Origin of the sequence: Peptostreptococcus sp. MV1, assembly GCF_000758885.1 — a bacterium.
Taxonomy (GTDB): domain Bacteria; phylum Bacillota; class Clostridia; order Peptostreptococcales; family Peptostreptococcaceae; genus Peptostreptococcus.
Window position 1 is genome coordinate 40,317 of the sequence record NZ_JRNB01000118.1, and the last position, 23,440, is coordinate 63,756.

General features: G+C 38.6%; 20 protein-coding genes and 1 other annotated feature. Of the genes, 1 reads left to right on the forward strand and 19 read right to left on the reverse strand.

Annotated features, from left to right (window positions below; translation table 11 throughout):
- Window positions 1-286 precede the first annotated feature (286 nt).
- Window positions 287-1,153, forward strand: coding sequence for a ComEC/Rec2 family competence protein (locus HMPREF1639_RS07875; RefSeq protein WP_036765268.1), 867 nt, complete (start codon window positions 287-289; stop codon window positions 1,151-1,153).
- A gap of 35 nt (window positions 1,154-1,188) precedes the next feature.
- Here the strand turns inward: HMPREF1639_RS07875 and HMPREF1639_RS07880 are convergent, their stop codons facing one another.
- The 19 genes from HMPREF1639_RS07880 to HMPREF1639_RS07970 form a co-directional block, all read right to left on the reverse strand.
- The gene (locus HMPREF1639_RS07880; protein ID WP_036765271.1) at window positions 1,189-1,899 is read right to left on the reverse strand and encodes a tRNA threonylcarbamoyladenosine dehydratase; all 711 of its coding nucleotides are present in this window, start codon (window positions 1,897-1,899) and stop codon (window positions 1,189-1,191) included.
- 13 nt (window positions 1,900-1,912) lie between these two features.
- The gene (gene dnaJ, locus HMPREF1639_RS07885) at window positions 1,913-3,067 is read right to left on the reverse strand and encodes a molecular chaperone DnaJ (protein WP_036765274.1); all 1,155 of its coding nucleotides are present in this window, start codon (window positions 3,065-3,067) and stop codon (window positions 1,913-1,915) included.
- A 124-nt stretch (window positions 3,068-3,191) separates the two neighbouring features.
- The gene (gene dnaK, locus HMPREF1639_RS07890) at window positions 3,192-5,036 is read right to left on the reverse strand and encodes a molecular chaperone DnaK (RefSeq protein ID WP_036765277.1); all 1,845 of its coding nucleotides are present in this window, start codon (window positions 5,034-5,036) and stop codon (window positions 3,192-3,194) included.
- A 164-nt stretch (window positions 5,037-5,200) separates the two neighbouring features.
- On the reverse strand, window positions 5,201-5,815 hold the full coding sequence (gene grpE / locus HMPREF1639_RS07895; protein ID WP_156955975.1) for a nucleotide exchange factor GrpE: 615 nt from the start codon (window positions 5,813-5,815) through the stop codon (window positions 5,201-5,203).
- Between the two features lie 30 nt (window positions 5,816-5,845).
- Complete coding sequence (hrcA, locus tag HMPREF1639_RS07900; RefSeq protein ID WP_036765280.1) at window positions 5,846-6,850, reverse strand: heat-inducible transcriptional repressor HrcA; 1,005 nt, start codon at window positions 6,848-6,850, stop codon at window positions 5,846-5,848.
- A gap of 275 nt (window positions 6,851-7,125) precedes the next feature.
- On the reverse strand, window positions 7,126-9,051 hold the full coding sequence (gene thrS / locus HMPREF1639_RS07905) for a threonine--tRNA ligase (protein ID WP_036765282.1): 1,926 nt from the start codon (window positions 9,049-9,051) through the stop codon (window positions 7,126-7,128).
- A 150-nt stretch (window positions 9,052-9,201) separates the two neighbouring features.
- Window positions 9,202-9,416: a binding site (T-box leader), on the reverse strand.
- A gap of 145 nt (window positions 9,417-9,561) precedes the next feature.
- Window positions 9,562-10,899 carry a sensor histidine kinase gene (locus tag HMPREF1639_RS07910; protein WP_330371709.1) on the reverse strand — a complete coding sequence of 446 codons (1,338 nt, stop codon included), beginning with the start codon at window positions 10,897-10,899 and terminating at the stop codon, window positions 9,562-9,564.
- Entirely contained in the window at window positions 10,892-11,569 is a 678-nt protein-coding gene (locus tag HMPREF1639_RS07915) for a response regulator transcription factor (RefSeq protein WP_036765283.1), read from the reverse strand. The genes HMPREF1639_RS07910 and HMPREF1639_RS07915 overlap by 8 nt, the downstream gene beginning before the upstream one ends.
- A 26-nt stretch (window positions 11,570-11,595) precedes the next feature.
- Entirely contained in the window at window positions 11,596-12,258 is a 663-nt protein-coding gene (gene phoU / locus HMPREF1639_RS07920; RefSeq protein WP_036765284.1) for a phosphate signaling complex protein PhoU, read from the reverse strand.
- Between the two features lies 1 nt (window position 12,259).
- Window positions 12,260-13,009 (reverse strand): phosphate ABC transporter ATP-binding protein PstB, encoded by a 750-nt coding sequence (gene pstB, locus HMPREF1639_RS07925; protein WP_036765285.1) that lies wholly within the window; start codon window positions 13,007-13,009, stop codon window positions 12,260-12,262.
- Window positions 13,010-13,039: 30 nt separating this feature from the next.
- Window positions 13,040-13,900, reverse strand: coding sequence for a phosphate ABC transporter permease PstA (gene pstA / locus HMPREF1639_RS07930; protein ID WP_036765286.1), 861 nt, complete (start codon window positions 13,898-13,900; stop codon window positions 13,040-13,042).
- Entirely contained in the window at window positions 13,893-14,786 is an 894-nt protein-coding gene (gene pstC, locus HMPREF1639_RS07935; RefSeq protein ID WP_036765287.1) for a phosphate ABC transporter permease subunit PstC, read from the reverse strand. Before pstC ends, pstA begins: the two co-directional genes overlap by 8 nt.
- Complete coding sequence (locus tag HMPREF1639_RS07940) at window positions 14,787-15,680, reverse strand: substrate-binding domain-containing protein (protein WP_036765288.1); 894 nt, start codon at window positions 15,678-15,680, stop codon at window positions 14,787-14,789. It abuts the gene before it with no gap.
- Between the two features lie 287 nt (window positions 15,681-15,967).
- Window positions 15,968-17,098 (reverse strand): ABC transporter ATP-binding protein, encoded by a 1,131-nt coding sequence (locus HMPREF1639_RS07945; RefSeq protein ID WP_036765332.1) that lies wholly within the window; start codon window positions 17,096-17,098, stop codon window positions 15,968-15,970.
- An 11-nt stretch (window positions 17,099-17,109) separates the two neighbouring features.
- The gene (gene pgmB, locus HMPREF1639_RS07950; protein ID WP_036765290.1) at window positions 17,110-17,751 is read right to left on the reverse strand and encodes a beta-phosphoglucomutase; all 642 of its coding nucleotides are present in this window, start codon (window positions 17,749-17,751) and stop codon (window positions 17,110-17,112) included.
- A gap of 18 nt (window positions 17,752-17,769) precedes the next feature.
- A complete protein-coding gene (locus HMPREF1639_RS07955; protein ID WP_036765292.1) occupies window positions 17,770-19,431 on the reverse strand; it encodes a glycoside hydrolase family 13 protein in 1,662 nt (553 codons plus the stop codon).
- Between the two features lie 3 nt (window positions 19,432-19,434).
- Window positions 19,435-21,723 carry a glycoside hydrolase family 65 protein gene (locus HMPREF1639_RS07960; protein ID WP_036765293.1) on the reverse strand — a complete coding sequence of 763 codons (2,289 nt, stop codon included), beginning with the start codon at window positions 21,721-21,723 and terminating at the stop codon, window positions 19,435-19,437.
- A 23-nt stretch (window positions 21,724-21,746) separates the two neighbouring features.
- Window positions 21,747-22,568, reverse strand: a complete 822-nt coding sequence (locus HMPREF1639_RS07965; protein WP_036765294.1) for a carbohydrate ABC transporter permease — start codon at window positions 22,566-22,568, stop codon at window positions 21,747-21,749.
- A complete protein-coding gene (locus HMPREF1639_RS07970) occupies window positions 22,568-23,440 on the reverse strand; it encodes a carbohydrate ABC transporter permease (RefSeq protein WP_036765295.1) in 873 nt (290 codons plus the stop codon). The genes HMPREF1639_RS07965 and HMPREF1639_RS07970 overlap by 1 nt, the downstream gene beginning before the upstream one ends.

A 23,440-nucleotide genomic window follows, 5' to 3' on the forward strand; every position in this document is an offset into this window, starting at 1 on the left:
AAGCGAATTGCTGGTTAATATTTTGAAATTTGTCTATATAATACTACAATATTTTACTTGATTTTAGCTATACTATATATCATTTGACTCATATTATCAAATACCCTATTTTATGGTTTCCTAATCAGTAATCTTTAGCATTTATAATAATCCACCTAATAGAAGACTGTCTCTATAGGAAATATAAAATATATATACTATATCTAAAACTAACTATTTAAGTTTATACCCAACTAGCAAAAATGTAAACCCTATAATTACATTTTAAAAGGAGGATATCGTTTCTATGAAAAAAAAATCTTTTATCAAACTAACCCTAGTTTATTTTGCAATATTTTTAACAGTATTTTCCCTGACTGCCTGCAACTCATACAAGAACCAACTAGAAGTCCATGTAATAGATGTAGGCCAAGGTGACTCCACGCTGGTTGTGACACCAGATCAAAAGAATATCCTCATAGATGCTGGTGAGGACGAATACGCCAGAAATGTTATCCGCCACCTAAAAAAATCCAATATCAAAAAACTAGATGCTGTCATAGGTACCCACTTCGACAGTGACCATATAGGTGGTATAGACAAGGTCATAGCTGCCTTCCCGACATCTACCGTCTATTTTCCACCATCAAAGGCATCAAAGACAGACCTCTTAGAAATCATAGATGTATGCAGAAAGAAAAATATAAAAATCACCCCTCTCAAAAGTGGAGACCAGCTTAAGCTAGACCAAACACTTATAAATGTCTTATCTCCTAGGACTATATCCACATCCGATGAAAACAAAAACTCTCTCATTTTCACCATCTACCAAGATGGTACAAGTTTTATGTTTACTGGAGATGCAGATTCAGAACTTGAAAGAAATGTAATATGCCACTATAGACTCCCCCAGTGTATCTACCTCAAGGTCGGACACCATGGTAGCAAGACTGCATCATGTGATGACTTCATCAAAGCTATCAGGCCACAGATAGCATCTATATCCTGTGGCTACAAAAACAAGTACGGCCACCCCCACCAAGAAACCCTAGATACCCTAAAGAAGTACCAGGTCCAGACCTTCCGTAGTGACCTCAATGGAGACATGGTATTTTACTTTGATGTCAGGGACACAAAAAAAATCTACTCCAAGAAAAAATATGTCTTAGAGTAGAAGTTCTATATTTTAATTAAACATAGTAGAATAGCCTATATTGACCCCAGCAAGTCTCTGACAATATATGATGCTATTATCAGACCTCCAGCCGATGGTACAAAGGATATGCTTCCATTAACCCTGCTGATCCTACCATCTTCTTCAAGCTCTCCTGGTTTACTTGGTTTTTCCTTTGAGTAGACCACTGTCAACTTCTTGATGCCTCTTTGTTTGGCCTCCTTGCGTATTATCTTGGCTAGGGGGCACATCTCGGTCTTGTGTATATCACTTATTTCTATCTTACATGGGTCTAGCTTATTACCCATTCCCATAGAGCTAATTATCTTTAGTCCTCTTTTGTAGCAGGATTCTATCAGGTGAATCTTTGACTTGACCATATCTATAGCATCGACTACATAATCATAATCACACTCTAAGAGCTGGTCAGATGTAGTCTCATCATACAGACAGGCATAGCCTCTTACATCTATATTGGGATTAATATCCCTGATCCTATCTACGATGACATCTACCTTCTTGCGACCTATAGTCGAGTGAAGGGCTGGCAACTGCCTGTTTATGTTAGTTATATCCACATCGTCAAAGTCTACCAAAGTCAGGTGTCCTATACCCGCCCTTGCCAAAGCTTCCACAACATAGCTACCTACACCACCTAGACCAAATACTAGAACTCTAGCTTCATCTAGTCTCTTGACGCCCTGGTCGCCTATTATTATACTAGTTCTTTCTTTAAATTTTTCCATAGTCACCTACAGTCTATTTCGTAAAGAAGTCTTCAATTTTTTGACCCAACTTTTTCTTGCTGCCATTGACTGTTTCTCCACTCTCTTCAGCAAACTTCTTCAGTAGGTCTTTTTGCTTGTCGCTTATCTTCTTTGGTATTTCAACATTTACCTTGATATATTGGTCACCCTTTGATGATGAATTTATACGCTGGATACCCTTGCCCTTTAGCCTAAATACTGTACCAGTCTGGGTACCTGCTGGCATGGAATACTTGACACTACCATCAATAGTTGGCACTTCTAGTTCATCTCCTAGTGTAGCCTGAACAAATGATATTGGCATGTCCATATATATATCGAATCCATCTCTCTTGAAAATCTTATGTGGCTTGACATCTATCCACAAATACAGGTCACCCCTAGGTGCTCCTGGCTCACCAAATTCACCCTGGCCTGCCAGCTTTATCATCTGACCATCATCTATACCAGCTGGTATATTCACCTCAATAGTCTTAGTCTTTCTAACAGAACCGGAACCTCCACACTTGCTACATGGACTTTCTATCTTTTCTCCTATTCCATGACAGTCTGGACACTCTCTCTGTGATGCCATACTACCGAACATAGTCTGCCTAACTTCACTGATTACACCCCTACCACCACAAGTCTTACAAGTAGTCTTGGATGTACCCGGCTTGCATCCTGTTCCATGGCATTCATCACATTCTTCACTTCTATTTACCTTGATGCTTACCTTTTTACCAAATACTGCCTCTTCGAAGGTAATTCCTATGTGCTGTCTGATATCAGCACCCCTCCTAGGTCCCCTCCTCTGAGAACCGCCAAAGCCACCAAATCCTCTAGAGCCTCCCCCAAAGAAGTCTCCAAATATGTCTCCAAATATATCTCCAAAGTCGCCAGCCCCATTAAAGCCACCAGCTCCTCCAAATCCACCCTGGCCATTTACGGCGTCTGCACCGTACTGGTCATAAATCTGTCTCTTCTGTGGATCTGACAATACCTCATAGGCTTCATTTATTTCCTTGAACTTTTCTTCAGCTTCCTTGTTGTCAGGATTCTTATCTGGATGGTATTTCATGGCTAATTTTCTATATGCTTTTTTTAGTTCTTTATCATCAGCAGTCTTCTCTACTCCCAAGACTGCATAATAATCCTTATTGGCCAAAATTTACACCTTCCCCTCTAACTTAACAACAATAGCTTGCGGTAATCCACAAGCCATTGTCATATTTTACCTATCAATTATAGGTTATATTTTTATTACTGTCTAGACCAGACTGACGATTTTATTACTTGTCGTCAACTTCTGTGAAATCAGCGTCAACTACATTGTCATCCTTTGGCTGGCTAGGTCCTTCTTCCTGACCAGCTGACTGGGCCTGTTGGGCAGCCTGTGCCTTAGCATATAGGTCCTGAGAAACCTTCTGGAACTTGCCCATCAACTCTTCAACAGCTGCATTGATTTCCTCTACTGAAGAATTTTCATTGTCCTTAACTTCCCTAACCTTAGCTATAGAGGCTTCTATATCAGTCTTTTCCTGGTCTGATATACCATCACCAACTTCTGCCAATGTCTGCTCTGTCTGATAAGCTAGAGCTTCTGCATGGTTCACAGCTTCTATTCTTTCCTTCTTCTTCTTGTCTGCTTCAGCATTAGCCTCTGCTTCTCTTATCTTCTTTTCTATTTCTTCTTCTGACATATTAGTGTTAGAAGTTATAGTTATCTTCTGTTCCTTACCAGTACCTAGGTCCTTAGCTGTTACGTTTACTATACCGTTAGCATCTATATCAAATGTAACTTCTATCTGAGGTATACCCCTCTTTGCTGGTGGTATGTTAGTCAACTGGAACCTACCTAGTGTAGTGTTGTCAAATGACATAGTTCTTTCACCCTGTAGTACATGGATATCAACTGCAGTCTGGTTGTCCGCTGCTGTAGAGAATACCTGTGACTTCTTAGTTGGTATTGTAGTATTTCTTTCTATTATCTTAGTAAATACATTTCCAAGAGTTTCTATACCCAATGATAGTGGAGTAACGTCTAGTAGAAGTATATCATTTACTTCACCTGTCAATACACCTGCCTGTACTGAAGCACCTGCAGCAACACATTCATCAGGGTTGATTCCCTTGTGAGGATCCTTGCTGATAAACTTCTTAACTGCATCCTGAACTGCTGGTATTCTAGTAGAACCACCAACAAGCAATACATCATCTATTTCTGATACTGATACGCCAGCATCCTTGATAGCCTGCTCAGTTGGTCCCATAGTCTTTGCAACTAGGCTAGCTGTCAATTCGTTGAACTTAGCCCTAGTCAAGTCCATATTCAAGTGCTTTGGACCTTCTGCAGTTGCTGTGATGAATGGTAGGTTTATATTTGTAGTCATTGTAGAAGATAGTTCCTTCTTGGCCTTTTCAGCAGCTTCCTTCAATCTCTGAAGAGCCATATTGTCAGCCTTTAGGTCTATTCCTTCTGCCTTCTTGAATTCACTTGCCAAGTAGTCTATAAGAACCTGGTCAAAGTCATCTCCACCTAGCTTGTTGTTACCTGCTGTAGCCAATACTTCAAAAGTACCATCGCCAATTTCTAATAGGGATACGTCAAAAGTACCACCACCAAGGTCAAATACTAATATCTTCTTTTCCTCTTCCAACTTGTCCATACCATATGCTAATGATGCAGCAGTTGGCTCGTTGATAATTCTCTTTACATCTAGACCTGCTATCTTACCAGCATCCTTAGTTGCCTGTCTCTGAGCATCTGTAAAGTAGGCTGGAACTGTGATTACAGCCTCTGTTACCTTTTCTCCAAGGTAGGCTTCAGCATCTGCCTTTAGCTTCTGTAGGATGATAGCTGATATTTCCTGTGGACTATAGTCCTTGCCATCTATGTTTACCTTATAGTCAGTACCCATATGAGTCTTGATTGATGTGATTGTCCTATCTGCATTTGTTACTGCCTGTCTCTTGGCTGGTTCACCAACTATTCTTTCACCATCCTTAGTAAAAGCTACTACTGATGGAGTAGTTCTCATACCTTCGTTGTTAGGTATTATAGTAGGTTCTCCACCTTCTAATACTGCAACACATGAATTAGTTGTTCCTAAATCTATTCCTATTACCTTTCCCATTTCTATTACCTCCAAAATTTACTTTTAATATCTCTTTAGTTTGCTTGATTTTTATATTATATATTTATTAAATATCTCTCCTATAATCTTCTAGTATAATCCAACTAGAACCACTTGTAACAATATAAATAAGCTATATATTGATCACATATCAACTATTATCTCTAGCAAGAAACCTTGACCATGCTGGCCCTCAATACCTTCTTGTCTAGCTTGTAGCCCTTCTGTAGGACCATCAAAATCTTACCTGCCTCATATTCATTACTGGCCTCCTGCATTACTGCCATGTGAAGGTTAGGATCAAAATCCTGACCAAGTTCAGCATCTATTCTTTCTAGACCTGACTTCTTCAAGGCATCTAATAACTGTTTGTATACCATATCAACACCTACAAATAGGGGACTTTCCTTGTCATCGCAGGCATCCAGGGCCCTTTCCATATTGTCAATAACTGGTATCAGCTCGTTAAAGACCTTTTCATTTGCGTATAGACCGATAGTCGCCTTCTCCTCAGTAGTCCTTCTCCTAAAATTTGCATACTCAGCAGTTAATCTCAGCATTGCATCTTCCTGGTCTTTTAGCTTGTTTTCTAGCATCTTTATCTTAAAGGCTGGTTCACTTTCATCTATTTTTTCCTGGTCACTTCCTTCAGATTCAGAACTAGTAGCTTCATCAATAGTTGCTTCCTCTTCTTCTAGTATTTCTTCATTTTCAATTTTTGTATCCTCTTGGGCAAGCTCCTGGCCCACATCAATCGGATCCTTTACTTCCTTATCCAAATCATACACCCCTCTCAATATCTATAATCATCACTTACCATCTAGTAACATACTCATATAATTCAAGATTGAGTACACCTTTGAATAATCCATCCTAGTTGGTCCTATAAAACTTATCTTGCCCTGAAGGTCATCCTGAACATTGTAGGTAGCTGTAATAATGCTCAAATCTGTACTGACATCATCCCCATTACCGATAACTATATTTAGGTTGTCCTTTTGAATTCCCTTGGTCCTTATCATCTTGGCCAGACTATCTCGCTCTTCCAGCATATTCAGGAAGGACTTGGCCTTGACCATATCGCTGAACTCTGGATAACTAAATATGTTAGTAGCTCCATTCATGGAAATCTTGTAATCACTGTCTGCATTCAGTAGATACACTAGGTCATCCACAATTTCAGAGTACTCACCTATCTCGTACTTGATATAGGCTACCATCTCTTCATCTAGATCACTAAATTTCTTGCCTGATAGCTTGTTGGATAGACTAGTTGAAATCACATTTAACTTGGCCTGCGAAAGCTCCACAAGTGTGTCAAACTCCCTGCTTTTTATCTCACCATTGTCAGCTACCAGTATCAGTAGTATTTTTTCTGGGGATAGGCTGACTAGCTGGATATACTTGATGGTCCTCAGTCCCCTATTCCTATCATATACTGCTACCGTAGTGTAGTTGGTAATGCTGGATAGGATCTTGGATAACTCCTCTATTAGGTCATCAACCCTGTTAAAGTTATTCTCCACGCACTTTCTTAGCATTTCTTTTTCTTCCTCTTCCAACTCCCTATTTCCCATCAAGGAATCTACATACAGCATATATCCTTTCTTGGTTGGAATCCTACCTGCAGACGTGTGGGGTTGGACTAGGTAGCCCAAATCTTCTAGGTCTGACATCTCATTTCTGATGGTAGCTGCCGAAATACCCAGCTTATATTTTTTAGATATAGTCCTCGAGCCGACAGCCTCAGCAGTTTCCACATAGTCCTTTACTATGGCCTTCAATATATTCAATTGTCTCTCTGTAAGATCCATAGCATCACCTTCCCCTTTTATTATCACTCACTAACTTAGAGTGCTAAAACCTTATGTATATATTACACCACTTTTTATAAACCTTGTCAAGGACTTGTATAAAATATTTGTAAATTTCTTTTTTAACACACAAAAGGACTGACCGCTAATCCCACTTTTATGATTTTAGAGTCAGTCCTATTTTTATTTTTTCTTAACTTATATACTTAGCTTTCGCCAACATCCGTATAAGTACAGGCTTAATTAGATATCAAATGAATCTACAATCAAGTCTCCTATAATACGTCAACTTCTACGTGCTCTCTATCAGCTATCTGCTTATTCAACTTTGCTAGGAAGTCTTCAACAGACATCTGACCTAATTCACCTTCATCTCTAGACCTAACTGATAGTAGACCACTTTCCATTTCCTTCTCACCAACCACTAGCATATATGGTATCTTTTCTAACTGGGCTTCTCTAATCTTGAATCCAACCTTTTCTGCCCTGTCATCTAGTTCTACCCTGATACCTGCATCAAACAACTTGCCAACTAATTCCTTAGCAAAGTCGTTGTACTTGTCAGATACAGACAGTACCTTAACCTGGCAAGGTGCTAGCCATACTGGGAACTTACCTGCATAGTTTTCTATTAGTATTCCTATGAATCTTTCTATAGAGCCCAGGGCAACCCTGTGTAGCATTACTGGTCTATGCTTTTCGCCATCCTTGCCAATGTATGTAGCATCAAATCTCTGAGGTAGCTGCATATCTAGCTGGCAAGTACCACACTGCCAAGTTCTTCCTAGACAGTCCTTTAGGTGGAAGTCTATCTTTGGTCCGTAGAAGGCACCATCACCTTCATTTACTATATAATCTATACCCATTTCTTCCAAGGCACCTCTTAGGCCATCTTCTGCGATTGCCCATTCTTCATCAGTACCCATTGAGTCCTCTGGTCTAGTAGATAGCTCAACATGGTAAGTAAATCCGAACTGCTTGTATACCTTGTCTATTAGGTTAATTACTTCCTTCACTTCTGACCTTATCTGTTCTGGTAGACAGTATATATGGGCATCGTCCTGTGTAAAGGCCCTAACTCTCATTAGTCCGTGTAGTGCACCTGATAGCTCATGCCTATGTACCCTACCTCTTTCACCAACTCTCATTGGGAAATCCCTATATGAGTGTAGCTGTGACTTGTAGAACAACATAGCGCCAGGACAGTTCATTGGCTTGATAGCGTAATCTTCTTCATCTATCTGTACAGTGTACATATTTTCCTTGTAGTGGAACCAGTGTCCTGAAGTCTCCCATAGCTTCCTGTTTAGGATTATTGGAGTCTCTATTTCAACGTAGTGGGCTTGTCTGTGAACTTCTTCCCAATACTTCATTAGGGCAGCCTTTAGGGCAGTACCTCTAGGTAGGAATAATGGGAATCCTGGTCCTTCATCTGGTATCATAAATAGGCCAAGTTCCTTACCTAGCTTTCTATGGTCTCTCTTCTTAGCTTCTTCTATCATCAATAGGTGGGCATCTAGGTCCTTCTTCTTTTCAAATGAAGTACCATAAACTCTCTGAAGCATCTTGTTCTTTTCATCACCTCTCCAGTAGGCACCTGCTATTGACTGTAATTTAAAAGCTTTTATCTTCTTAGTTGACTGTAGGTGTGGTCCTCTACATAGGTCTACAAAGTCTCCCTGTCTATACATAGATATTATTTCACCATCCGGTAGGTCATTTATCATTTCAACCTTGTAGTCCTCACCTATTTCAGACATCATCCTAATAGCCTCTTCCTTAGACACTTCAAAACCTTCTATGGCTAAGTCTTCCTTGACTATCTTCTTCATTTCTGACTCTATCTTTTCTAAGTCCTCTGGAACTAGTCTATAGTCTAAATCTATATCATAGTAGAAGCCATTTTCTATTGCTGGTCCTATAGCCAACTTAGCTTGAGGCCACAATCTCTTGACTGCCTGGGCAAATATATGGGCTGAAGTATGTCTGAATACTTCCTTACCCTCTGCATCTTCAAACTTATAGAAGTCAACCTTACAATCCTTGTCCAACTTCTTGTTTAGGCTTTCTAGCTTGCCATCTACAGCACCAACTAGGACGCTTCTAGCAAATCCATCGCTAATTCCCTTAGCTACATCTAAAAGTGATGCTCCATTTTCAACTTCTACAAAGTTGCCATCTCTTAATTCAATCTTTAACATATCTATACCTCCATAATTTAATTCTTTAGTCTTTACTATACTTAGTAAAAGTCCAGGTTTTTTTATACAAGGATCCTTCTTTGAGTCTTACAAGTTTCTCGAGTATTTATAAGGCTCAAATTTGTATAAAAAAAGTCCCAATTCACAAAGAATTGGGACGAATAATCGCGGTTCCACCCAAGTTTCCAGGTATTGCCTGGACACTCAAAAGACTATAAGGTAGTCAACCGAACACTTTCACCTAGGCTACTAAGTTCTGCTCAAAGGTAGTTTTCAGATAGGTCTGTCTAGTTGGACTTGCAGCCGGTGATCCAACCTCTCTGTAGATGATTTTCATCTTACTCTTCCTTTTTCATAGCATATATTTATGATGTTTTCATTCTATCATATTAGTAGTTAAATTGCAAGCAAAATTCAGATTTTTATATTAGCAATTGACCAAATGCTAATATGTATTATTATAAATTAAAGATATAATATACCAACTTTTGTGCACATTTTTCAAAAATATCAGTTGTTTCTACCAAATGCAATCTCAAATTTAGTTCCCTTACCAAGTTCACTTTCAACAGATACATTGGCCCCATGCAATATAGCAGCATGTTTAACTATTGACAGACCCAATCCCGTACCACCTATAAGCTTAGAATGACTCTTGTCTATCCTATAAAATCTCTCAAAAATCCTGTTCAATTCTCCTTTTTCCATACCAATACCTGTATCAGTAAAAAATATCTTTGGTCCATCTAGAGTATCTCCAACCCAAACCTTGACACTACCACCATCCTTGTTGTACTTGATTGCATTCTCACAAATATTGTAGACCATCTCATCTAATATAGGCCTAATACCATAATAGTCAACCCTTTCGCCCTCTATGCTTAACTTAATATTTCTTTTATTAGCTTGGCTAGATAGGCGACTTATAATTTGATTACATAAATCATATAAATCTACATCTTCTCTATCTATATTTGCATAACCCTCGTCTAGTATAGATATATTGATTATATCATTTACCAATTTTATTAATCTAGATGCCTCATCGTATATACGCTTTGAAAAATCAACCATATCCTGAGGCCTTACCATGCCATTTTTCATAATTTCTGCATATCCTGATATAGATGTTAGCGGAGTTTTCAACTCATGTGAAACATTAGCAGAGAACTCTTTTCTCATATTTGCTATAGCATCCTTTTCCCTATTTTGTTCATCTATAGAATTAAGAAGGGGTTGCAACTCTTGATAAGTTGCGTTCTCTAAAGGCTTTTCTAAATCTATATCATTTATAGGTCCTACAATCTTCCTGGTCTGCCAAATAGCAATAAAACCTGACAAAGCTACCATAAAGACAAATATACCACCCATTATAGGTAAAATATCAAGAGCTATACTGGTCATATTGTCTATGGTTTTTGATACCCTTATTACCGTGCCATCATCCAACAAAAGTGCATAATAATACATGTCCTTGCCAAGAGTCGGAGAGGTCCTCTTATCCTCCCCCTTACCTGTCTTTAAGGCCATTTTCACTTCCTTTCTGGATAAGTGGTTGTCCAAGTCCTTTATCCCCTGAGAATCATATAGAACCCTGCCACTAGTGTCTATCCTGGTGATCCTAGTATCCCTGTCTACATTATCTATTTTCTTTAAATAATCTACGCCTGCTATATCAACAGCATTTTTTATATACTTGGCTTCTTGATTTACCTCATATTGCATTATACTGAAATTCTGTTTATATATAATAGCTACTGTAACAATATATGAAACAAACAAAACTACAAAAAGAGATAACATTATCCCTCTTTGTAGTCTATCTTTCATCCTCAAAACCCTATTCATACTTATCACCTATCCTATAACCAACTCCCCTTACTGTTTCTATAAATTTACTCATATTGCCTAGTTTACCCCTTAGAGTCCTGATATGAACATCTACAGTCCTAGTTTCTCCATCAAAATCATAGCCCCATATTTTTTCTAAGAGCACATCTCTGCTAAAGGCTATATTTTTATTTTTCATCATTAACTCTAATAGGGCAAACTCTTTTAAGGTCAAGTATACATACTGACCATCTATCCTTACCTCGTGTTTTTTGGAATCCAAGGTCAAAGTGCCTATAGACAGGCAGTCCTTTTTTTGACTCGATTTATACCTTCTTAAGACTGCCTTGACCCTAGATACCAACTCCATCATTCCAAATGGCTTGGTAATATAGTCATCAGCACCTGAATCCAATCCAATAACCTTGTCGTATTCACTACCCTTGGCTGTTATCATTACAACTGGTATATCACATGTTTTTCTTCCACTTTTTATGTCACCTAATATTGTCAAACCATCTTGTCCCGGTAGCATGATATCACATAAGATTAGATCTGGAATTTCATCTTCAATCCCCTTTTTAAGCTCCCCACTATCTTCAAAACCCTTAGCATCCATGCCTGCTGTAATTAAGGTATAAATCACCAAATCTCTTATATTCTTATCATCTTCAACATAATAAATCATACTACCGCTCCTTCATATTTAATTCATCATTTGACCTTTCCACTTCTATGAAGTCCTGTAATAGAAAATTCTACCCATTCTGCTATATTAGTAGCATGGTCTCCTATTCTCTCTAGGTATTTGGTCACCATTATTAGGTCAAATATCGACTCTCCCCTACCTATATTCTGAGTTTGTATGAACTCTATCAGTCTAGTTCTTACCATCTCAAAATACTTATCAATCTTATCATCTTCTGCCATCACATACCTGGTCATCTCCAAATCATTTTCTACATAGGCCTGTATACTGTGTTTGACCATGTTTTTAGTTGCCTTGGCCATAGTGTCTAATTCTTGAATATCCACAGACAAGTCATTGTTAAATGATAAAACTATATCAGCAATATCTGAAGTTTGGTCACCTATACGCTCCATATCTGTTATCATCTTAAGGGCGGAAGATATTTTCCTCAGGTCCCTAGCTACTGGTTGCTGCTGTAGCAGTAACCTAAGACACAATCTTTCTATATCTTTTTCCATCTGATCTATCTCTTCATCAGCATCTATTACCGACCTAGCCCTATCTCTATCACCATTAATCAAAGCCTGCACAACTTCAGATATAGCAATCTCACAAAGTTGACCCATATGAGTTAATTCTTCGTCTAAAAGTTTTAATTTCCTATCGAAAGAGTTTTCCCTTGTCATCTTAGCCAAACCTCCCTGTAATATAATCTTCTGTACGTTTATCTGCTGGTATAGAAAACAGTTTTTCTGTATTATTGTACTCAACCACTTGACCCATCAAAAAAAACGCTGTATTATCTGATACACGAACGGCTTGTTGCATATTGTGTGTGACCATAACTATAGTATAATCTTTTTTGAGTTCCATAACAAGTTCTTCTATTCTAGAAGTTGATATTGGGTCAAGGGCAGAAGTAGGTTCGTCCATCAGAATTATTTCAGGCTCTACTGCTAAAGCTCTGGCTATGCACAATCTCTGTTGTTGACCACCAGACATACCTAGGGCACTTTTTTTCAACCTATCCTTGCACTCATCCCATATAGCTGCATTTTTTAGTGATCTTTCAACAATTTCATCTAATTGTGATTTAGACCTTATACCATGAGTTCTTGGACCAAAGGCTATATTATCATAAATGCTCATAGGAAATGGATTGGGCTTTTGAAATACCATGCCAATCCTTTTTCTCAACAAGTTAACATCCATACCCTTATATATATCCATACCATTCAATAAGATTTCCCCATCTATCTTGCAGCCTTCAACCAAATCATTCATCCTATTTAGGGACTTTAATAGGGTTGACTTGCCACAACCACTAGGTCCGATAAAGGCTGTTATTTTATTTTTCTCTATCTCTATATTTATATTTTTCAATGCCTTAAAATCATCGTAATATAAGTTTAAATTTTTTATACTTAATATTCCCATTAACCTTTCCTTTCAAATCTATATAAGTTATCAATTTTTTGTAAATTTTCTAGCTACTAGGCTAGATAAAGTATTAATACCAACCGTTAGTATTAATATTATAACGGCTGTAGCATAAGCCTGGTTCATATACAATCCTTCACTCGCAAGTGTATACATATGAACTGCCAGTGTCCTACCCGACCTCATTATACCGTCTGGCACATTAGCTGCTGTACCTGCCGTATACATAAGGGCTGCCGTCTCACCTACTATCCTACCAACTGCCAAGATTACACCTGCCAGAATACCTGGAATTGCAGAAGGTAGTACTATTCTGAATACAGTTCTCAACTTACCAGCACCAAGACCAAAACTTGCCTCCCTATATGAGTCTGATACGGACTTTAGGGCTTCTTCTGTAGTCCTTATAATAATAGGTAGAATCATGATAGCAAGGGTAAAAGCACCTGCTAACAAGGAAAATCCCCATCCCAAAGTATCTACAAAGAACAAGAGTCCGAACAAACCATAAACTATTGATGGTATACCTGCCAGTGTTTCTGTAGTAAGTCGCACGATGTCCAAAAACTTGTTTCCCCTACTCGCATATTCCACTAAAAATATTGCTGCAAAGATACCCAAGGGAACAGCTATCAAAAGCGACAAGATGGTCATAATTATAGTATTTATAAGGGCTGGTATAAGTGATGCATTCTCTGATGTATGTTTAAAGGCAAAGATTGATGGCTCTATGTATGGAATGCCATTTATTAATATATAGGCTACTATACTCATCAAAACTACAAATGTTAAGGCTGCTGCTAATACCACCATAATCGCAACCACTAATGATTTAGGGTGATTTATATATTGCCTCAATCTTTCACCTGAATTTTTTCTATTAACCATTAACTGACCTCCTCTTTAATAGGCTGACACTGACATTGATGATTAAGATAAATATAAATAGTACTAGACCTGTTCCTATCAATGCACCCCTGTGTAGGTCAGTCGCATAACCCATCTCTATTACAATATTGCCTGTCAATGTCCTGACGCCCTTAAATAGGCCTTCTGGCATCCTTGCTTGGTTTCCGGCAACCATTATAACTGCCATTGTCTCACCAATTGCCCTGCCAATACCCAATACGATTCCTGCTACAATACCAGACTTGGCAGCCGGTAATACTACCTTAAAAATTGCCCTTTCATGTGTAGAGCCCAAGGCCAAGGCCCCTTCATAGTGGGACTTGTTGACTGACCTAATTGAAGACTCTGTAACACCAATTATAGTCGGTAAAATCATCATTCCAAGCAATATAGAGGCCACAAATATGGAACTACCATTACCTGCAGATGATATCAGGCCTATAGTCTTCAAAAATCTTGCTATCTCCCTAGTCCAAGGTACCAATACTACCAGGCCAAAGAAGCCATAGACTACTGATGGTATACCTGCTAAAAGATCTATAGCAGCCTTTAAAGGTCTGTATATTATTTTAGGACAGTACATAGCCATAAATACTGATGTCAATATAGCTACTGGAACGCCAAGCAATATTGCCCCTCCTGTTACATATACGCTTGCAACTATCATAGGGAAAATACCGAATATACCTTGATTAGGACTCCAAATACGGCCACTGATAAATTTAACAAATCCTATTTTACTGATAGCAGATATTCCATTTGCAAAGAGAAAGACACATATAAGGGCCACAGCTATGACAGAAGTCATAGCCGCTATATAAAATATTACTTTCATAAATTTTTCTTGCCAGTATCTTGCTTTCATTTATTTAACTACCTCTTCCCAACTCGTAATCTTACCAGTGTATATGTCCTTGACCTGGCTGCTAGTTAGCATATCCACGCTACTATTCTTGTTCACTATAACTGCTATTCCGTCTATTGCTATTACTTGTGCTTCTAGACCTTTTGATAATTCACTTTCCTTTAGTTCCCTTGAAGACATACCTATGTCATAGGCTCCTTCTATTGTCGATGCCATACCTGTAGTCGAATCAGTTGTCTGTAGCTCTATACTGGCATTTGCATTAACTTTTTTGTAACCCTCTATCAACTTTTCCATTACTGGAGATACTGATGAAGAACCTCCTACTGTCAACTTTCCTTCTGGCTTTTGAGACTTATACTCTTTTGCCCCATCAAGCTTTATAAAGTGGTTGTCTTCTACTATCTTCTGACCATCTTGCCCTAATATATAATTTATAAAATCTTTGGCAAGTTCATTTTTGCTATCCTTTTTAAGGGCTATATTAAAGTTTCTAGCTATTTTATAATTTCCATTTTTTACATTTTCTGCACTAGGCTCCGCTCCATCAACCTTTATGGCCTTTACTGTATCTCCTAGTGACCCCATTGATATGTAACCAATGGAATAGTCATCACCAGCAACACTAGTCATCATTACAGATGTACTATTCGTTATTTGTGCATTATTTATAGTTTTATCAACCTTCTTACCCTTGTCCTTAGTCTCTATTCCAAATAATTCCACAAAGGCACCTCTTGTACCTGAACCATCTTCACGAGATATTACTGATATTTCATTTGAACTATCCCAGGCTGACTTGTCGCTAGGTGCTCCTCCTCCACAACCAGTTGCCATAATAGAAACCATGCTCGCCATTACTAAAATTGATGCTATTTTTTTCTTCATTTTCATTTTCAAATCTCCTTTTCTAAACACATTATTCACTCTTGCAGAACATCTCTCCAAATTTCTAACTTAAGTATATATAAGAATTGTTAAATACTAGAGTTGTAGATGTTAAATATATGTAAAGAAAAAGAGAGGTCAGTCTCCTATTTCACTTGAAGCGACTCCCAAGAGTTAGATTTTTAGGTCTAACTACTGGGGGCAACTCATTTTTGTTCATAGAAGATCTGACCTCTCTGTTGTTTTATATTGTTTTATATTGTTTTATGTTATTTTGTAACGTTTTATGTTTTTTATTGGTTTACACCAAATAAGATATTTTCTTCTGTTTCCTTGTCAAAGAAGTGCATCCTATTCATATCAAGAGCTAGCTTTAATGTCTGACCAGGTGTAATATCACTTCTACCGTCAAACTTGGCTATCAATTCTGTTCCCTTAAAATCAAGGTAAGCATATATTTCAGCTCCCATTAGCTCTCTGATTACTACATCGGCATCAAACTGGCTATCCTCTGACATATCAAGGAATACTTTCTCCTTATGTATATCTTCAGGTCTTATACCAATTGTAATAGTCTTACCTACATATCCCTTTTCTTCAAGGTAGGCTGCCTTACCCTTAGGTATGATGAATTTTTCACCCTTGCCTGGTAGGTTGGCTACTATGTCTTCACCTTCCTTTAGGATTTCTGCATCCATAAAGTTCATCTGGGGACTACCTATAAAGCTGGCTACGAACTTATTTACTGGATTATCATATAGAACCTTAGGCTTGTTTATCTGCTGAACTACACCGTCTTTCATTACGACTATCCTGTCACCCATTGTCATGGCCTCAGTCTGGTCGTGTGTTACATATATAAATGTAGCTCCTAGGTCCTTGTGTAGCTTTGATATCTGGGCTCTCATCTCTGTCCTCAGCTTGGCATCTAGGTTTGATAGTGGCTCATCCATCAAGAATACCTTAGGATTTCTGACAATTGACCTACCTAGGGCAACTCTCTGTCTCTGTCCACCTGATAGGGCCTTAGGCTTCCTGTCTAGTAGGTTTTCTAGCTGAAGTATCTTGGCTGCCTCCTTTACCTTCTTGTCTATTTCCTTCTTGTCCATCTTTCTTAGCTTTAGGGCGAAAGACATATTATCGTATACAGTCATATGTGGGTATAGGGCATAGTTTTGGAATACCATAGCTATATCCCTGTCCTTAGGTTCTACATCATTTACTACCCTGTCATCTATCTTTAATGTACCAGAGGTTATATCTTCTAGGCCTGCTATCATTCTTAGAGTTGTAGACTTACCACAACCTGATGGCCCTACCAATACTATAAATTCCTTGTCCTTTATGTCTATATTTACATCCTTTGCTGCCTGGAATCCATTGTCATATGATTTACATATATTTTCTAGTGTTACTGTTGCCATTTTCCTACCTCTCATTCAAAATATAAAGCAATTTTTTCTAGACTCAAGTCACCTGTAGTTTCAAGTCTAAGGTCTGCATCTACACCTATACCAACACTTCTCATATTGCAGGCCCTCATAGCTTGAACGCCTGCCTGGGAATCTTCTATACCAAATACTTGGTCTATATCTAGGCCAATTCCCCTAGCTGACTCTATAAAAATATCTGGTGCTGGCTTGCCTTTTTCTACCTTGGCTGGATCGGCTATAAAGTCTACCTGGTCAAGAAGACCCAAAATTTCTAGTATCTTAGGTGCATTCTTGGAAACCGATGCAAGCCCGATTTTCATATTCTTTTCTTTCAATTCTTTTATAAAAGCCTCTATACCTGGAAGTATATCATCTTTTGTAAGATCATCTAGAAGCTTTACGTATTCGTCGTTCTTTTTGTCTGTTAGAGTTTTTATATCGTCATCTGAATATTTATCTCTTACACTAGCATGCTCGAGTATTTTTATCAAGGAATCCCTCCTTGACACACCCTTTAGAGTTTCATTGAATTCTTCATCGATATCGATACCTATGCTCTTGGCTAAGTTTTTCCATGCTATATAGTGCAATCTTGCTGTGTCAGTTATGACACCATCCAAGTCAAATATTGCTCCTTTTATCATAAAACCACCTCAACTTGCCTAATAATTCTTTATAGCAAGGGCCTCATATGGCTTCAAGGCCACCACCTTGTCCCTTATATCCAAGTCCTTGTAGTTTGAAACCATAAGCTTATAGCTATCTAGCTTATATGCCTTGTCTAGTTCAAATTTTACCGGATTTGAACCAAAGTTTGCAATCACTAGGATACTCTTTCCGTCTATAAATCTTTCGTATGCAAAGACCTCTTTATTTTCCCTATCTATTAACCTGAAATCAGCATCTGTTATTACAGGGTCCCTATGCCTTAATTGTATCAGTTTCTTGTAATAGTAGAATATTGAGTTTTCGTCTTTTAGTGCATTTTCTACATTTATCTCTTGATATCTAGGATTTACCCTCAGCCATGGCTGGCCCTTGGTAAAGCCTGCGTGTTCTTGACTATTCCACTGCATAGGAGTTCTGGCATTATCTCTAGATATCCTGTATACAGCTTCCATAAATTTTTCCTTGGACATGACCTTCCTGTCTAGGACTAGGTCCTTGTAGGCATTTCTAATCTCTACATCCTGGTACTCTTCTATCTCATACCTACAGTTTACCATACCTATTTCCTCTCCCTGGTATATGTATGGAGTTCCCTGCATCAAGTGAAGAATTGTAGCGAACATCTTGGCACACTCTACCCTGTAGTCTGTGTCATTACCCCACCTAGAAATTACACGAGCCTGGTCGTGATTTTCCAAGTATAGGGAATTCCATCCCTTCTTGTATAGTCCATTTTGCCAAGAAGCAAATGAATCCTTAAGGTCTATCAGGTCTAGGTCTTTGATATTCCACTTGCCCATGTCTGTACCTTCTATGATATCCAACATCATATGGTCAAAGGTGAAGATCATATTTAGTTCCTTCCTGTCCTCACCACAGAACAATAGGGCATTCTCTGCATTGGAGCCTGGCGCCTCTCCAACTGTCATACAATCGTATTTAGATAGGACCTCTGAATTCATTTCCTGTATATATTCGTGTAACCTCGGTCCATTCATGTGGTATTCACCAATTACATATTCTCCAGGACCTGCTTCATAGTTTGGAAAATCGGTATACTTGGATATAGAACTGATAACATCTAGTCTCCATCCATCTACTCCCTTGTCCATCCAAAACTTCATCATGTCCCAGATTTCATTCCTAACCTTTGGATTTTCCCAATTTAGGTCCGGCTGTTTCTTTGTAAATAGGTGAAGATAGTACTCTCCTGTTTCTTCATCGTATTGCCATGCAGATCCACTGAAGAACGATCCCCAGTTGTTGATCTTGTCAGACCAAAAATAGTAGTCCCTGTAAGGATTGTCCTTTGACTTACGACTCTCTACAAACCACTTGTGCTCGTCACTTGTGTGGTTGGCTACAAGGTCCATGACTATCTTTATATTTCTATTGTGGGCTTCTTCTATTAGCTCAAACATGTCCTCTTCTGTACCGAAGCTAGACCATATCTTTCTATAGTCGCTAATATCATAGCCATTATCGTCCTGGGGTGACTCGTATACTGGACTCAACCAGATTACATCTATCCCTAGGTCTACTAGATAATCTAATTTAGATATTATACCTCTTATATCACCAAGTCCATCTCCATTTGAATCATAGAAACTTCTTGGATATATTTGGTAAACTACCGATTTTTTCCACCACTGCATATATTATCCTCGCTTTATTACTAATTTATCTTCAAGTAAGTGTTTTTTCTTGTATAGGTCTAGCTCGATTGGGCTTCCCTTTTTCAAACTAACCAATATTTCCTGCTGGCTGACATCTAAGTTTATCAACCTGCCTCTATAGTTGATGTTAAAACTATAGCCATCCCAGTCCTCTGGCAGGATTGGTGCAAATGACAGTTGTCCATCATAGGTCCTCATGCCTGCAAATCCTTGGACAATTGACAACCAAGCACCTGACATACTGGTAATATGTAGTCCGTCATCTGTGTCCTTGTTGTAGTTGTCTAGGTCTAGTCTAGCTGTCCTCTCATACATTCCAACTGCCTTTTCTTCTAGTCCAATCTCGCAAGCTAGTATAGAGTGTATACAAGCTGACAAACTCGACTCATGTACTGTCATAGGCTCATAGAATAGATAGTTATTTTTCTTTTCTTCCTCTGTATACCTATCACCAAAGTAGTAAATACCCTGGAGTACGTCAGCCTGCTTGATATAGCAAGACCTCAAAATTTTGTCCCAAGACCAGTTCTTATTTAGTGGCCTATCAGCTTGTGCTAAGGCATCTACAGGCTGCAGGTCCTTGTCAAGGAAGGTGTCATGCTGGACAAATACACCCAATTCTTCATCGTATGGATAGTACATATTGGCTACTATATCCTTCCACTGGTCTAACTCTGCCTGGCTTATTGCCATACCTTCTAGCTTGTCATTTAACCTGCTTCCCAACCTGTCTATCATGGCCAAGGTAAATTCCATGGTCCAAGCGGCTATAGTGTTGGTATACCAATTGTTGTTTACATTATTTTCGTACTCATTAGGTCCAGTTACACCATGTATCATATACTTTTGACTTCTTTGGCTGTAGTGGACCCTGTCTGCCCAGAACCTTGATATACCCACTAGGACATCTATACCGTAATCGACTATGTAGTCATAGTCACCTGTATAGTTGGCATAGTTGTATATTGCATAGGCTATTGAGCCGTTCCTGTGGATTTCTTCAAAGGTTATTTCCCACTCATTGTGGCATTCTATACCATTGAAGGTAACCATTGGATAAAGTGCTCCCTTTAGGCCCTGCATACTTGCATTGTGGTAGGCCTGAGCTAACTGGTTGTACCTGTATAATAGGAGGTTTTTAGTTACTTCCTCTGGGGCTGTAGATAGGTACATAGGTATTATATAGGCCTCCGTATCCCAGTAGGTAGCTCCTCCATATTTTTCTCCTGTGAATCCCTTCGGACCTATATTTAGTCTTAGGTCATCACCATAGTAAGTTGAGAACAGTTGGAAGATACTGTACCTAATCCCCTGCTGTAGCTTTGGCTTATTCTTTATCACTACATCGGCTATATCCCACCTCTGTCTCCACTTGTCAGTATGTCTCTCAAATAACTTGTCGTAACCTTCCTTTGATGCACTTGCCACTAGTTGGCCTGCCCTAATGGCTAGGTCTTCTTCCTTATGGTCCCTAGTAGTCGTTGTAGCTATAATCTTTTCTAGGCTAGCAGTCTGCCCCTGGCCTAGATTGCAAGATATCTTGGAAGCTACAAGCTCGTCAGCCTCTACTCCTTCGAATCTAGCTAGCTGCCTACCATCAAGAGTCAAGCTTGAAGACATATAGTTACATATAGCAAATCTCTCTACACCAAAGTTGTTTTCTATTGTCTTTGATACTAGGTAGCCAGTATTTTCGTGAGCTACCTTGTCCAAAACCTGCCAGAATTTTTCCTCATAGTTAGAGTCTTCATTCACAACATCAGCATCTATATAAGGCATAAATTCGATTACAGCATCGGAATCAAGGGCCTTTACAGAATACCTTATAGCACAGATTTCCTTTGTATCTATACTTACAAACCTGTCAACATCTATTTTGAAGGCCCTGCCAGACCTGTTTATCTTAAAGCTCCTCCTCAGAAGTCCCTTTTCCATATCAAGCTCTCTTCTGTAGGACTCAATTTCTTCAAGATTCAAGTCTAGCTCTTGACCGTCTATTCTTACATTTATTCCTATAAAATTAGGTGAATTTATCATTTTACCAAAGTATTCTGGGTAACCATTTTTCCACCAGCCTACCTTAGTCTTGTCTGGAAACCAAACACCCCCAATATAAGTACCTTGTAGAGAGTCACCTGAATACTTTTCTTCAAAGTTACCCCTCATACCCATATACTCATTAGCAAGGGACATTATGCTCTCCGAAAATCTTAGTTCATCTTTATTTAATTCATTTTCGATTACTTTAAATTCATTGTATTCGAATACCATATTCCCTCCTGATACCTAGAATCTTATTTTACTGATCCAGCTGTTATACCCTTTATAATCTGCTTCTGTGCAAGGAAGTAGAAGATAATTACCGGTATAATCGCTATAGTCAGACCAGCTAGGGCTAGATGCCACTGCTTTGTATATTCACCAAAGAAGAAGAACATCTTTAGTGGTATAGTCTCTGAGCCTAGTCTGTTGATTACCAATGATGGTAGCAAGTAGTCATTCCATATCCATATTGTATTTAGGATGGCTACTGTCACTGTGATTGGCTTTAATATTGGGAATATAATATACCAGAATACCTGGAACCTATTACAACCGTCTATTATAGCTGCCTCATCTAGTGACCTAGATACACCGTTTATTGTACCGTGATAAAGGAATATTGCCATTGATGAACCAAATCCCAAGTACAAGAACATTATTCCCGGCCTGTTTAGCATACCCAACTTACCAAAGAATGATACTAGTGGTATCATTACCGCCTGGAAAGGTATCAGCATGGCTGCAACAAAGACGAAGAATATCAGTGAACTAACCTTTGACTTAACCCTTGAAAGGGCGTAGGCTGCCATTGATGAAAATATAATTATTATTACAACACTGACAACAGTTATAATGATAGAATTTGTAAAAGTCTGTGCGAAACTCAAATTCTCTGCTGCCTGTGAATAGTTTTCAAGATGCAATCCACCAGGTAACTTTAGGGGGGATTCAAATATTTCTTTCTTAGTCTTTAGTGAGTTTGTCAACATCAAATAGAATGGACTCAACCATAGTAGACTCAACAATGTTCCGACAATACCTAGTATTATATTTTTCTTTTTTGTACTGCTCATTACATTTCTACCTCCCTCTTCTTGTTATAGTAAACCTGAGTTAGTGATATTACTGCTATTATTATAAAGAATATAAGTGCCTTTGACTGGGCATATGCCATCTTGTTTTCCAAGAAGGCTGTATTGTAGATGTTCATAGCAACCATCTGTGTAGAGTTATAAGGTGCTCCACCTGTTAATGACAAGTTCTGGTCATACAATTTGAACGAGTTTGAAAGTGTCAAGAACATACTAACTGTAAAGGCTGGTGCCACTAGTGGGAATATAATATGTCTAAATCTCTGGAAGACATTGGCCCCATCTATCTGGGCTGCCTCTATCAGGTCTTCTGGAATACCCTCTAGGTGGGCTATGTAAATTATCATTATATAACCTGACATCTGCCAAGCTGTCAATATTACCAAGCCCCAGAAGCCTGTCCTAGTAGTTGATAGCCAACCCTGTAGGGCTTCAGTTCCAACTGCCTGTCCTATTGCATCAAATCCCTGTATAAATACGAACTGCCATATAAATCCTAGGATCAAACCACCTATAAGGTTTGGCATAAAGAATACTGTCCTCATAAGGTTGCTACCCTTTATCTTCTGAGTAACAAGAAGAGCCAAGCCCAAACCTATGGCATTTATTAAAACAATTGATACTACTGCAAACTTAGTAGTAAACCAAAGTGAGTTTCTAAAACCTTCATCGCCTAGTAGCTGTATATAATTTGTGATACCCGCAAATTGAGGAGTATTAATACCATCCCAGTTTGTAAAGGAATAGTAAACACCATATAGAAGCGGGATAACTACTACCATAACTAGTGCTATTAAAACTGGTGCCAAAAACAACCAGAAAAATAGACCATTTTTACCTAACTTTTTGTTCAT